At 73.4% G+C, this 13245-nt stretch carries 11 protein-coding genes; 7 read left to right on the top strand and 4 right to left on the bottom strand.

The features are described from left to right. The first annotated feature begins 45 nt into the window (after window positions 1-45). The 3 genes from BM041_RS04560 to BM041_RS04570 are packed head-to-tail and all read left to right on the top strand — an operon-like array spanning window position 46 to window position 3300. Window positions 46-1752, top strand: coding sequence for a tetratricopeptide repeat protein (locus BM041_RS04560; protein WP_245761920.1), 1707 nt, complete (start codon window positions 46-48; stop codon window positions 1750-1752). Window positions 1753-1771: 19 nt separating this feature from the next. Then, window positions 1772-2671, top strand: a complete 900-nt coding sequence (locus tag BM041_RS04565; RefSeq protein ID WP_092956072.1) for a 4-(cytidine 5'-diphospho)-2-C-methyl-D-erythritol kinase — start codon at window positions 1772-1774, stop codon at window positions 2669-2671. A 41-nt stretch (window positions 2672-2712) separates the two neighbouring features. After that, a complete protein-coding gene (locus BM041_RS04570; protein WP_175533734.1) occupies window positions 2713-3300 on the top strand; it encodes an MORN repeat-containing protein in 588 nt (195 codons plus the stop codon). Window positions 3301-3504: 204 nt separating this feature from the next. Here BM041_RS04570 and BM041_RS04575 read toward each other — a convergent pair whose 3' ends face one another. Both BM041_RS04575 and BM041_RS04580 read right to left on the bottom strand, forming a co-directional pair. Continuing rightward, a complete protein-coding gene (locus BM041_RS04575) occupies window positions 3505-4686 on the bottom strand; it encodes a pyridoxal phosphate-dependent aminotransferase (RefSeq protein ID WP_092956079.1) in 1182 nt (393 codons plus the stop codon). Further along, on the bottom strand, window positions 4686-6224 hold the full coding sequence (locus tag BM041_RS04580) for a gamma-glutamyltransferase (RefSeq protein WP_245761921.1): 1539 nt from the start codon (window positions 6222-6224) through the stop codon (window positions 4686-4688). Before BM041_RS04580 ends, BM041_RS04575 begins: the two co-directional genes overlap by 1 nt. On the opposite strand from BM041_RS04580, the gene BM041_RS29865 reads away from it, so the two are divergent. The 4 genes from BM041_RS29865 (at window position 6196) to BM041_RS04600 (ending at window position 10641) form a co-directional block, all read left to right on the top strand. After that, window positions 6196-7572: a M48 family metalloprotease gene (locus BM041_RS29865; protein WP_217648610.1), complete on the top strand. Its 1377-nt coding sequence runs from the start codon at window positions 6196-6198 to the stop codon at window positions 7570-7572. The genes BM041_RS04580 and BM041_RS29865 overlap by 29 nt on opposite strands. A gap of 65 nt (window positions 7573-7637) precedes the next feature. Beyond that, window positions 7638-8402 carry a DsbA family protein gene (locus BM041_RS04590; RefSeq protein ID WP_092956082.1) on the top strand — a complete coding sequence of 255 codons (765 nt, stop codon included), beginning with the start codon at window positions 7638-7640 and terminating at the stop codon, window positions 8400-8402. 98 nt (window positions 8403-8500) lie between these two features. Then, on the top strand, window positions 8501-9661 hold the full coding sequence (argE, locus tag BM041_RS04595; protein WP_092956085.1) for an acetylornithine deacetylase: 1161 nt from the start codon (window positions 8501-8503) through the stop codon (window positions 9659-9661). After that, on the top strand, window positions 9658-10641 hold the full coding sequence (locus BM041_RS04600) for a M14 family metallopeptidase (RefSeq protein ID WP_342713769.1): 984 nt from the start codon (window positions 9658-9660) through the stop codon (window positions 10639-10641). The genes argE and BM041_RS04600 overlap by 4 nt, the downstream gene beginning before the upstream one ends. A 194-nt stretch (window positions 10642-10835) precedes the next feature. On the opposite strand, the gene BM041_RS04605 is transcribed toward BM041_RS04600, so the two are convergent. Then, complete coding sequence (locus tag BM041_RS04605) at window positions 10836-11807, bottom strand: tripartite tricarboxylate transporter substrate-binding protein (RefSeq protein ID WP_092956090.1); 972 nt, start codon at window positions 11805-11807, stop codon at window positions 10836-10838. 154 nt (window positions 11808-11961) lie between these two features. Beyond that, on the bottom strand, window positions 11962-13167 hold the full coding sequence (locus BM041_RS04610) for a multidrug effflux MFS transporter (RefSeq protein ID WP_092956093.1): 1206 nt from the start codon (window positions 13165-13167) through the stop codon (window positions 11962-11964). Window positions 13168-13245 lie beyond the last annotated feature (78 nt).

Raw genomic sequence — 13245 nt, forward strand, 5'->3', positions numbered from 1 at the left:
GCAGCGCGGCCTTCCCCGGCTAGGCTGCGGCCAATGATCAGGCTCGTGCCCCCTCGCCGTGCCGTCCTCCTCGCGGCGGCCCTCCTGTCGGCCTGCGCGGCGGCCGGCACGCCCGTCCCCGCCACCGCGCCCGCCCAGGCGCAGCCCGCCGAACCCGCGGGCGTCTTCGGCACCTATCTGGCCGGCCGCTTCGCCCAGTCCGAGACCGATACCCGCGCCGCGGCCGACAACCTGCTGGACGCGCTGCGGCGGGAGCCGGATCAGGCGGAACTCATCAACCGCGCATTCGCCGCCGCGCTGCTCGATGGCCGCCCCGATGCGCTGCGCCTCGCGCGCCGGCTGCCGGACAACCAGGCGGCCGCGCTGCTGCTGGTGGGATCGGAAGCCGTGGCCGGCCGCTGGGACCGGGCGGAACAGCGTGTCCGCGCCCTGCCGCGCCAGGGGCCTTCGCAGATCCTCCAGCCCCTGCTGCTGGCCTGGGTCCAGCAGGGCAAGGGGCAGACCGACGCGGCTCTCGCCACCCTCCGCCCGCTGGCCGAAAGCGGCCGGCTGCGCGGCATCCACGCGCTGCATCTTGCGCTGATCGCCGATGTCGCCGGCCGGCCGCGGGAAGCGGAGCGCGCCATCCGCACCGCCCTGGCCGAAACGCCGGAGCCCTCGCTCCGCCTGCTGCAACTCTCCGCCGGCATCCTGGCCCGCAGCGGGCGTGAGGCCGAGGCGCTGCGCCTGATGGAAGCCTTGGGGCGGGGCCTCGGCGATTTCGCCATCGCGGCCGGCACGGACCAGGCGCGCCGCGCCGTCATCGTCCAGCGCGGCGTCGTCTCCGCGGTGGAGGGGATCGCGGAAGCGCATCTCGCTTTGGCCGCGGCGCTGCGCCAGCAGGGGGCGGGGGAGGGGGCGCTGATTCTCGCCCGACTGTCGCTGCGGCTGCGGCCCAGTTTCGCGCCCGCCCTGCTGCTGATCGCCGAAGCCTATGGGGAGGAACGGCACCCCGACACCGCCCATGCCGTGCTGGAACAGGTCCCGGCGAGCGATCCGCTGGCCCGTGTGGCCGCGCTGCGTCGCGCCGCGCTGCTGGACCGCATGGACCGCGTGCCGGAAGCCGAGGCCGCCTTCCGGGCCATCGCGGCGGAGGTGCCGAACGCGCCGCAGCCGATGGCGCGGCTCGGCGACCTGCTGCGCGCGCGCAACCGCTTCGCCGATGCCATCGCCGCCTATGATGCGGCGCTGGAACGCGTCGGCACGCCGACGGCGGCGGAATGGCCGCTGCTCTACGCCCGCGGCATCGCGCATGAACGCGCCGGCGCCTGGCCGCGCGCGGAGGCCGACTTCAAGCGGGCGCTCGAATTGTCGCCCGAACAGCCCTACGTCATGAACTACCTGGCCTATACCTGGGTGGAGCAGGGCAAGGACCTGCCCGCGGCGCGGCGCATGCTGGAACGCGCCGTGGAGCTTCGGCCGAATGACGGCAACATCGTCGACAGCCTCGGCTGGGCGCTGTTCAAGATGGGCGACCTGCCCGGCGCCATCCGCTGGCTGGAACGCGCGGTGGAGCTGGAGCCGCGCAACAGCGTCATCAATGACCACCTCGGCGATGCCTATTGGGCCGCGGGGCGGGAGAGGGAGGCGCGCTTCCAATGGACCCGCGCCCTCGGGCTGGAACCGGAGCCGGGCGACCTCGTGAAGATCGAGGCCAAGCTGCGGGACGGGCTGCCGCCATCGGCCATGCCCACCGCGCAGCGCACGGATTGACGGCGCCAACCCGGCCGGCATGAGCGGCTTCGCCCCCACCTTTGCCCCTGCCAAGGTGAATCTGGCGCTGCGCGTCACGGGCCGGCGCGCCGATGGCTATCATCTGCTGGACAGCCTGGCGGTTTTTGCCGGTGTTGGGGATGTCGTCTCCGCCAGGCCGGCGGAGGGGCTGACCCTGTCCCTGGCCGGGCCGGGCGCGGAGGCCCTGCGGGCGGAGCCCGACAACCTGGTCCTGCGCGCCGCCCGCGCGCTGGCCGATACCGCCGGGGTGCCGGCACGGGCGGCCATCACCCTCGAAAAGCACCTGCCGGTCGCCTCGGGCATCGGTGGCGGTTCCGCCGATGCGGCGGCCGCGCTGCGGGTGCTGGATGCGCTCTGGGGCACCGCGATCGGCGCCGAGGGCCTCCGGCAGGTCGCCGCCGGGCTGGGCGCCGATGTGCCGGTCTGCGTCGAAAGCCGGCCGATGCGCATGCGTGGCGTGGGTGAGGTGCTGGACCCGGTGCCGCCCCTGCCGCCCTTCGGGCTGCTGCTGGCCAATCCGCGCCTGGCCCTGGCGACGCCCGCCGTCTTCAAGGCCCGCGCGCCCGGCTTCTCGCCGCCGATCGCCTACCCGGAAGGCTGGCGGGATGCCGCGGCGCTGGCGGATTGGCTGCGGCCGCTCGGCAACGACCTGGAAGCGGCGGCGATCACCCTCTGCCCCCCCATCGCCGAGGTGCTGGCCGCCATCGCGGCGACACCAGGTTGCCTGCTGGCGCGGATGAGCGGCAGCGGCGCCACCTGCGTCGGCATCTTCGCGACACCGGCCGCGGCCGAGGCCGCGGCGGCGGCCCTGCCCGCGTCCTGGTGGCGCTGGGGCGGGGCCGAGGCGCCCGGCGATGCCGGCCTTCCCGCTGCCGCACGGGGTCCGCGTCTGCCCTGAACCACCCGGATATCGTCCTTTCCCATGGGGAGATGATGAACATGCGATGGCTTCTTGCCCTGGTGCTTCTCGCGGGACCGGTGCGGGCGGAGACGCCGCCGGCGCCACCGATGGCGGAGCGACTGCTGCCCGGTGAGAGGGACGGCTTCGTCACCGACGCGGCGCGCGGATGCTGGCTCTGGCTCGGCGGGCTGTCGGACCTCGCGGCCGATGTCGAGGCGCGATGGAGCGGCGCCTGCCCCGACGGACCGGCCGAGGGCGCCGGCCGGGCCCTGTTCCTCTGGCGCGAGGGTCGTGCCGTGCGCGGCATGGTCTATGAGGGCGTGATGAAGGGCGGTCGCCCGGACGGCCGCGGTGCCCTGGCTTATCTGCGCAACGGGGAACCGACGATGACCGAAGCCGGGGACTACACGAAGGACGGACTCGTGCGGGGCCGGGTTGAGGTGCTGGTGCAGGGGCTGGTCTATGAGGGCGCGCTATCGGACGGCGTGCCGCACGGCCCCGGCATGCTGCGCAGCGCAGGGGGAAGTGTTGCCGGCATCTGGGCCAGTGGCTGCCTTCCCCTGCCGGGCGGCGCCTGGGCGGCCTTCCTCCGTCCCGAGGAAGGCTGCGCGGCAGCCGAGGATTGATACCAACGGCCGCTTTCAGCGACTCGTTGGTATTGTTTTGCTGCCCTCAAGCGCCGGGCGGCCGCTCCGCGGCCTTGGCTCGCCGGACGACCGGCGGGCCGCATTCGCGGCCTCGGCCGGCTTTGCCGGCCGCAGGTCACTCCATCGTGCCGTTGGTATGATTCCGCCGCGGCGCACGAGGCGCCGAAAGCCGCGAAGGGTGCCCTATCGCCCGAGCCAGGCTTTCAGCCGCGCGGGCGCCTGCACCATCGCTGCTTCCGGCCCGCAATAGCTGAAGCGGAGGAAGCGGCTGCCCCGCTCGCGGTCGAAATCCACCCCGGCGGAGGCCGCGATGCCCGCGCCCTCCAGCATCCGGGCGCAGAATTCGAGGCTGTCATTCGTGAGGTGCCCGACATCGCACCACAGGTAGAAGGCGCCGTCGGCGGCCGCGATCCGGTCGAAGCCCGCCGCCGGCAGGCCATCGAGCAGCGCGGCCCGGGCGCGGGCATAGCCGGCCTTGTTCGCCTCCAGTTCCTCCCGGCAGTCGAAGGCGGCCTCGGCGGCGACCTGCGCGACATGGGGGGCGCTGATGAACAGGTTCTGTGCCAGGCATTCCACCGGGCGGACCAGATCCTCCGGCAGCAGCAGCCAGCCGATCCGCCAGCCCGTCATGGAGAAGTACTTGGAGAAGCTGTTCACGACGATGGCGCTGTCGCTGAAGGCGACCGCCGTGCTTTCCGCGACGGTGCCGTAGGACAGGCCGTGATAGATCTCGTCCGACACCAGCCGCACGCCATTCGCATGGCACCAGCGGGCGATGGCGGCCAGTTCCTCCGGCGACAGCATGGTGCCGGCGGGGTTGCAGGGGCTGGCGACGATCAGCCCGGCGGGCAGCGGGTCCAGCTTCTCCAGCATGGTCAGGGTCGGCTGGAAGCGCGTTCCGGCATCGCAGGGCAGCAGCTGCGGCACCATGCCGAGCGCCGTCAGGATGTTCGCATAGGGCGGGTAGAAGGGCGCCGCCATCGCAATGCGATCGCCGACGTCGAAGGCCGCCAGGAAGGCCAGCGGGAAGGCACCGGAAGCGCCCACCGTGACGGCGATGCGCGACGGCGCGACCGTGACCCCGTATCTGTCCCGGTAATGCCCGGCGATCCGCGCGCGCAGCGAAGCCAGGCCGAAGGCTTCCGTATAGCCCATCGGGTTGCCGGCCTGCAGCGCGCGGATGGCCGCTTCCGCTGCGCCACGCGGCGCGCCGCTGCCGGGCTGGCCGACCTCCATGCGGAGGATTCCCAGGGAATCGGGATATGCCCCCGGGGGCAGCGACGCGGCGCGCGCATTCGCGGCCGCGATCACGTCCATCACCAGGAAGGGGGGTGCTTCCGCGCCCCGCCCCGTCTTCAGCGCCATCAGCGGTCCACGGCGCCGATGGCGAGGCCCATGCCGCGCGGATCGGTCAGCGAGTAGCAGCTGTTGGGATCGCCCGGCAGGTAGCGCGGGCAGGCCATCAGATTGCCCCGGCCTGGATTGGGCACGCCCGCGAAGGCGGCATCCTGCGGCGCGTTGCGCAGCGCCTGGGCCAGCGGCGCGGCCGCCGCGATCGGTGCCGCGTGCTGCCCGCTGCCCGCGCTGGCGGCGCGGAAGGTGCGCAGCGGCGCGTTGAAGGCGATGGCGGCGGACAGCAGCGGCGGCTGCACCTGGCCGATGCCCGGCGCCGCCGCCAGCAGGATCCCCGTGCCCGGCGCAACGCGCCCCGTGCCGAAGAGGTTGTTCATGGTGAAGGCGCAGGACACGGCCATGCCGTCCCGGTCCACCACCACCAGGCTGGTGGAGGCCGGCAGTACCGGCCAGCCCTGGTCGGCCGGGACTTGCGCCGTCACCAGCGCCATCGGATCGCCGCCGCGTTCGCGCCAGGCGCGGGCGACGGCGACGCCGCGCAGTGCCGCGGCATCCGGCGTGGCGCCGGCGGCCAGCGCCGTGAAGGCTGCGGCGGTGGCCAGGCCGCCATCGGCGGGCGGCGGCAGAAAGGCCACGCTGTCATTGCCCGACCGCAGGATCAGCGGCGCCGCGATCCGGGGGACGGAGGCGCGCATCTCCGCCACCGTCAGCCCGCCGCCGGCGGCGAGGGAGGCTTCGGCCACGCGGCGCGCCAGCGCGCCCTGGTGGAGATCACCCACCCCCGCGGTGCGCAGTGACCCGAGCGTGGTGCCGAGGTCCGGCTGCACCAGCGTGGCGCCCGCCGCCAGCGGCTGGCCGCCGGGGCCCGCGAAGACCGCGGCCGCGCCGGGGTCCGCCATCAGCGGGCCGGCCACGGCGGCGATATCGGCGGCCAGAGCGCGGCTGACCTCCACCCCGAAGCGGGCGGCCTGCTCGGCGGGGGCGATCAATTCCTCGAAAGGCCGCACGCCGCCGCGGGCATGCAGCGCGAAAAGGCCGCGCGCCAGCATCGGCACGGCGGCGGGGCGGTCGGCGCCCGGCGGTGTCGCTTCCCGCGCGCCGGGCAGGAACAGGATGGCCTCGGCCTCCGCCCGGCGGGGCGCGAACAGAAGGCAGGCGCCGCCGCCGCCGAGGGCCGCGCGGGAGGGCTGGGTGACGGCGAGCATGAGCCCGCCCGCCACCGCCGCATCGGCGGCGGACCCGCCGGCGGACAGCGTGTTGCGCGCGACCAGCGCCGCGCGCGGATCGTCCGACACGGCCCCGCCCAGGAAGCCGCGCACGAAGCCGGCCTGGCCGGGCTGGGGCGCGTTGGGGTCGGGCGCGAAGGCCGAGCAGCCGGTCAGCGCGAGCGCCGCCAGGGCCGCCAGGGCGGGGTGGGAAGCGGACGCCTTGCGCGCTAGCCTCCGGCCCATGCCGCGACCCTCCTTCCTTCCCAGGCCCCCGGCTTCCGAGACACCGGCTTCCGCCATGGTCTTCCGTGCCATGGGTGCCGCCCCGAAGCTGGTCGTCATGCTGGTCGTCCTCGCCCTGCTCGCCGCGCTGGTCGTCCCTGGATCCGCCTCGGCGCAGTCGGCGGCGTCACGCATCGTCACCATCCGGGACGCCGAGACCGAAAGCCTGGTCCGGCGCCTGTCCCACCCCCTGCTTCGCACCGCAGGGGTGGATCCCGGCCTGGTTCGGACCACGCTGATCCAGGACCGCGCCATAAACGCCTTCGTCAGTACCGGCAACCGGCTGTTCATCCATACAGGCCTGATCCAGCAATCCACCAGTGCCCTGGAACTGGTTGGCGTGCTGGCGCATGAGACCGGGCACATCGCCGGCGGCCATTTGGCCCGGCTGCCGGAGGAGATGCGAAACGCCATGCTGCGCAGCATCGGCGCCATGCTGCTGGGCGGCGCGGCGGCCGCCGCCTCGGGCTCCAGCTCCCCGCTGGTGGCGGGCATGCTGGGCGGCCAGGCCAGCGCGATGGGCGAGTTCTATGCCTTCACCCGCAGCCAGGAACAGGCGGCAGACCAGGCAGGGGTCAACTACCTGGATCGCCTCGGCTGGTCTTCCCGCGGGCTGGAGAGGCTTCTGGAACGGCTGCTGGACCAGGAACTGCTCGCCACCAGCCGGCAGGACCCCTATTTCCGCACCCATCCGCTGTCCCGCGACCGGCTGGAATTCATCCGCGAACACCTGTCCCGGTCCCGCTTCGCGGAGGCACCCTTCCCCGCCGACCTCGATGCCGCCTTCGCCATGGTGCGGGCCAAGCTCGACGGCTTCATCGATTCGCCCCTGCTGACGATGCGGCGCTACCCCGAAAGCGACACCAGTGCGCCCGCCCGCTACGCCCGCGCCATCGCCCAGTTCCGCTCCGGCCGGATCGCGCCCGCGGTGGCGATGGTGGATGCGCTGATCGCGGAGCAGCCGGCCAGCCCCTGGCTGCATGAGCTGAAGGGCCAGATCCTGTTCGAGGGGCAGCGCGTGGCCGATTCGCTGGCGCCCTACGCCACCGCGGCGCGGCTGGCGCCGGATGAAGGGCTGATCCGCCTCAGCCATGCGCGGGTGCTGATGGAACTCGGCCAGCCCGCCCAGCTTCGCCAGGCGCTGGGCGAACTGGACGCCGCGATGCGCACGGAACGCGACAGCGCCTTCCTCTGGCGCCAGGTGGCGGTGGCGCGCGGCAGGCTGGGGGAGATGCCGATGGCGGACCTCGCCTTGGCGGAGGAGGCGATGCTGCTGGGCGATGCGCTGGCCGCGCGGACCCTGGCCGCGCGGGCGGAAGCCGGGCTCCCCCCCGGCCCGATGCGGCTCCGCGCCTCGGACCTCAAGAACGCCGCGCAGCCGGAGAACCTGCCGCCCCGTCGGCGGTGAGGGGGCCAGGGGGTGGTCCAGGGGGCGCCGGTGGCACCGTGGCCCCGGCTGGGATATGGACAGGCATGACCCGATCCCTCCTCCGCCCTGTCCTCGCCCTCTGCCTGGTCCTGATCGCCGGCGGCGCGCCGGCCCAGGCGCAGGAAGCGCCGGCCTTCACCGCGGGGCAGCGCGCCGAGATCCTCGGCATCCTCCGCCAGGCGCTGCGGGAGGATCCGAGCATCATCCGCGAGGCCCTGGCCGGGCTGGAGGAGGCGGACCGCCGCGACCGGAGCGAAGCGCAGCGCGCCGCCATCGCCGGCAATGCCGACGCCCTGTTCCGGGACGCCGCCGACCCCAGCAAGGGCAATGCGCGGGGCGACATCACCATCGTCGAGTTCTTCGATGCGCGCTGCGGCTACTGCAAGCAGTTGCAGCCCGCGATGGACGCGCTGCTGCGGCGGGACCCGAATGTCCGGGTGGTGCTGAAGGACCTGCCGATCCTCGGCCCGAACAGCGTCCTTGCCTCCCGCGCCCTGCTCGCGGCGCAGCGGCAGGGGCGCTACGTGCCGCTCTATGACGCGCTGCTGTCGCTGCGGACGGAACCGACCGAGGCGGTGCTGCGCCAGCAGGCCGAGAGGGCCGGGCTCGACTGGTCGAGGCTGCGCCGCGACATGGACGACCCCGCCATCGGCGCGCGGATCGAACGCAACCTGGCCCTGGCGCAGCGCCTCGGCATCGAAGGCACGCCGGCGCTCATCATCGGCAATACCCTGGTGCCGGGCGCGATCGAGCTGCCGGCCCTGGAACGGCTCGTGGCGGAGGCGCGGGCGGCGCTCAATCCCCGTTAGTCTCAATCACGGGTAGAAGATGGACTTTCTTTAAGCGCCTCCGGGCCGGATTGCCGGGCGGTGTCCGCCGTATAGACTGGCCCCCAAGGGGGAATCCGATGGGGGCGGGACCGCAGGCGGTCGAGGTTCTGGCACGGCTGGTGGCCTTCGATACCACCAGCGCGCGAAGCAACCTGGACCTGGTGCGCTATGTGCAGGCCGAGCTTGCCACGCATGGCGTGGAGAGTCGGCCCGTCCACGACCCCGTGCAGGACAAGGCCGCGCTGCACGCCATCCTCGGCCCCGCCGTGGCGGGGGGCGTGGCGCTGTCGGCGCATAGCGATTGCGTGCCGGTGGCGGGCCAGGCCTGGACCGGCGACCCCTTCGCGCTGCGGCAGCAGCATGGGCGGCTGGTCGGGCGTGGGTCGGTGGACATGAAGGGCTTCTGGGCCTGCGCCATGGCCGCCGTGCCGGGGCTGCTGGCCAAGGGGCTGAAGCGGCCCGTGCATCTCTGCCTGAGCTTCGATGAGGAGACGACCTTCGCCGGCGCCCCGCTGCTGGTGGGCAGCCTGGCGGAGGCCGCGCCGCCACCCGCCTTCTGCGTGGTGGGCGAGCCCACCGGGATGACCCCGGTGGTTGCCCACAAGGGCTACGCCTCCTGGGATGTGCGCGTCACCGGCCGGACAGGCCATTCCAGCCTGACGCACCGCACCGCCAACGCCCTGGAAGCTGCCGCGGAAGCGGTCGCCTGGCTGAAGCGGGAAGCCCGGCGCATCGCCGCCGGAGGCGGCCGGGCGGCGGGGTTCGAGCCGCCCTGGAGCACCATCCACACCGGCACCTTCCACGCCGGCACCATCCTCAACATCGTCCCCGACCTGGCCGAATTCGTCTTCGAGGTCCGCAGCATCCCCGGGGAGGATGGCCGCCTGGTGCGGGGCGCGCTGGAGGCCTGGCTGGCGGCGGAGGTGCTGCCGGGCCTGCGCGCGGCGGCGCCGGATGCCGGCTTCACCTTCGCCACGCGCTGCTATGCGCCGCCCTTCGAACTGCCCGCGGGGTCGGCGCTGCTGGGGCTTGCCCAGTCCTGCGGCGCCCGCGGGGGGCCGCTGCGCGTGCCCTATGGCACCGAAGCCGGCGTCTTCCAGCGCGCGGGCATCGATTCCATCGTCTGCGGCCCCGGCCAGGTGGCGCAGGCGCACCAGCCCGATGAATGGATCGAGGAGGCCGAGATGGCGGCGTGCTGCGCCTTCATCGACCGCCTTGGCGACGCGCTGGCCGCATGAGCATGACGACCGGCGACCTCACCCAGGGCCTGCCCCGCTTCGACCTGCCCGACCTGGCCGTGCGCCTGCCGGTGCCGGACATCGCGCCCTGGCGGGCGGGGAATGTCGGCATCCCCGGCGTCTGGACCCAGGCGGCGGCGGAGCCGGGGCCACATCTCCTCGTCAGCACGCTGGTCCATGGCAATGAGATTTCCGGCGCGCTGCTGGCCACCCGCTGGCTGCGGGAGGGGGTGCGCCCGCGGCGGGGACGGCTGACCTTCCTCTTCGCCAATTTGGCGGCCTTCGACTTGTTCGATCCCGGCGACCCCACCGCGAGCCGCTTCGTGGATGAGGATATGAACCGCCTCTGGGCGCCCGTGGCGCTGGCGGGCGGGCGGCGGTCGGTGGAGCTGGAACGGGTGCGGGCGCTGCTGCCGGTGGTGCGGCAGGCGGATGTGCTGCTGGACCTGCATTCCATGCTGTGGCCGTCCGACCCGCTGTTCCTGGCGGGGACGGGGCTGGAGGCGCGGTCGCTGGGCCGGCTGGTGGGCACGCCGCCGCTGGTGGTGGGGGATGATGGCCATGCGGCGGGGCTGCGCATGATCGACCATCCCCGCTTCGGCCAGGATGGCGCGCGCGGCCTGCTGCTGGAGGCCGGGCCGCATTGGCAGCCGGAGACACTGGCGCAGATGGAAGTGGCGGCCGCGCGGGTGCTGCGGCTGCTCGGCATGGCGGAGGATGGCGCGCCGATCGCGCCCGACGTCCTGGTGGCACCCGGCCGCGTCGCCCGCGTCACCCGCACGGTGACGGCCGCCACGGGCGGCTTCGCCTTCCTGCGCGACTATCGCGGCGGCGACATCATTGCCCGCCGCAACACGCTGATCGCCCTGGATGGGGAGGCGGAGATCCGCACCCCGCATGATGACTGCCTGCTGGTGATGCCGAGCCCGCGCGTGATGCGCGGCCATACGGCGGTGCGGCTGGCGCGGTTCGAGGGGTAGGGGCACGCCGGTGATGATGGGGAAGGCGCTGCCTTCCCCATGCGCCTGCACCGTCATCAGGTTGATGTCATGAAAAACCTCGCGGTCCAGGGGCCCGAGGCCCCTGGCGTGGGGGTGAAGGGGGAGCAGCGCTCCCCCTTCGTCAGCCTGCCATCCCGATGGCAAAGGTCAGTTTGCCATCCCGATGGCAAAGGTCAGTTTGCCATCCCGTCCGCCGCCTCGATCAGCGGCTTCCACCGCGCGATCTCCGCCCGCCAGAAGGCCTGCGCGCCTTCCGGCGTCGTGCGATCCCCGCTCGCCGGCCCGCTGCCGAGGTCGCCCATGCGGCGGATCACCGTCTCGTCCCGCAGGGCCACATGCAGGGCGCGGTTCAGCCGATCGATCACCGGGCGCGGCGTGCCGGCGGCGGCGAAGAGCATGTTCCAGCCCGACATGCGCATGGCGGGCAGCCCGGCTTCCGCCGTGGTGGGCACGCCCGGCAGGGCGGCGGCCCGTTCCGGCGTGCTGATGGCATAGGCGCGGATCGACCCCGCGCGGATCTGCTCCGCATTGTTCGTCGTCTGGTCGCAGCCCAGATCGAGGGTCCCGCCAACCAGATCGTTCATCACCAGCGCATTGCCGCGATAGGGCACCAGCGTCACGGGCGTGCCGATGGAGGCCATCAGCAGCAGGCTGCAGAGATGGCTGGTGGATCCCACCCCGGCATTGCCGAGGTTGAGCCGCCGCCCGTCCCGCCGCACCAGCGCCACCATCTCCGCCAGATTCGCGGCGGGGAAGGTGGGGCGGGCGATGATGGCCATCGGGACCTCATTCACCAGGCCCACCGGTTCCAGCGCCAGGGGATCGAAGCTGAGTTGGCGATAGAGGGTCGGGATGGTGGCCTGGGCCAGGCTGCCGAAGAGGATGGTGTGGCCATCGGGCCGCGCGGCGGCGACCCTCGCCTGGCCGATGGACCCGCCGGCGCCCGAGGCGTTCTCTACCACGACGGTCTGGCCGAGATCGGCCCCGAGGGAGGGCGCGATCAGGCGGGCCACGACATCGGCCGGGCCGCCGGGCGCGAAGCCGACGACCATGGAGATGGGGCGCGTCGGATAGGCGGGCTGCGCGGCGGCGGTGCCGGTGGCCAGCAGCAGGGCCAGCAGGCCCTGGCATGCGCTCCTGAACATGGTCGATCCTCCCGTTTCGTTGCCGCCAGGGATCGCCGCATCGGGCGCCAGCCGCAAGGGAGAAAATCGCCGTGCCCTCAGACGCCGGGCGCGGCCTCCGGCCGCTTGGCTTCGCGGCACTTGCCGCGGGCCGCCGGAGGCGGCCGCCCTCGCATCAGCCCCGCCGCGCGCCTCGCAGCGCCAGCCAGCAGGCGCTGCCCGTCGCCGCCATGGTCAGCGCCGTGCCGATGCCCGCGCCGTATTCCACCAGCCCGACGACGAAGGTCATCAGCGCGCCGAAGCCCATCTGCAACGCGCCGACCAGGGAGGAGGCGGTGCCCGCCAGCTGCGGCTTGGCGCTCAGCGCGCCGGCGATGGCGTTGGGCTGCGTCATGCCGTTGCCGACGCCGACCAGCACCATGGGCACGAAGAACACCAGGATATGCGGCGGGAAGGCCAATTGCCCGACCACGGCGCCGATGGAGCCCACCACGGTGATCATCGTGCCCACGCTGAGCATCCGGAGGATGCCGAGGCGCTTGGACAGCACCCCCGCCAGCCAATTGCCCGCCGCGAAGAAGACGGAAATGGCGGCGAATCCGATGGCGAACTGCACCGGCGTGTAGCCCATGCCCTGCACCACGACATAGGGCGCGCCGCCGAGGAAGGCGAAGAACACGCCGGTGGCGCAGGCCGTCAGCGCCGCATAGGCGCGGAAGACGGGAATGGCCCAGAGGCTGCGATAGGCCGCGAGGATGGCGAACAAGCCGGGCAGTGGCTGCGGCGCGGGCAGCGTCTCCGGCAGGCGCTTCCAGGCGACCAGCGCCAGCGGCAGGCCGAAGACCAGGCAGGCCCACATGCTGGCCCGCCAGCCCAGCGTCTGGTCGAGGTAACTGCCCAGCAGCGGCGCCAGCATCGGCGCGATGGTCATGCCCATGGTGACGTAGCCGAGGACGGAGGCCGCCTGGTCCCGCGCCCAGACATCGCGGATGACGGCACGCGCCAGCACCACGCCGGCGCAGGCGCCCATGGCCTGGAAGGCGCGGGCGATGACCAGCCAGCCGATCCCCCCCGCCATGGCCGCGCCGAGGGAGGCGACGGCATAGAGCGCCAGCCCCCCCATCAGCAGCGGTCGCCGCCCGAAGCGGTCCGACAGCGGCCCGTAGATCAACTGCCCGACGCCGACCGACAGCAGATAGAGCGTGACCGTGAGTTGCACGGCCGCGGTGGAAGCGCCGAAATCCCGCCCCATGGAGGGCAGGGACGGCACCAGCACCTGCATGGTGAAGGGCCCGATGGCGATCATCGCGACCAGGAGCCAGATCGGCGGGCGGGGTTTCGTCGGATCGGCCGAAACACCCGGCGCGCCAGGGAGGGGCATCGTGGCCGGGGGCGGCTGGGGGTTCTGCGTGTTCACTGGCACCAGACTAGGCACCGCCGCCCGCCTGCGCAGGGGCCA

Source organism: Falsiroseomonas stagni DSM 19981, from assembly GCF_900114315.1.
In the GTDB taxonomy this organism is placed as follows: Bacteria; Pseudomonadota; Alphaproteobacteria; order Acetobacterales; family Acetobacteraceae; genus Falsiroseomonas; species Falsiroseomonas stagni.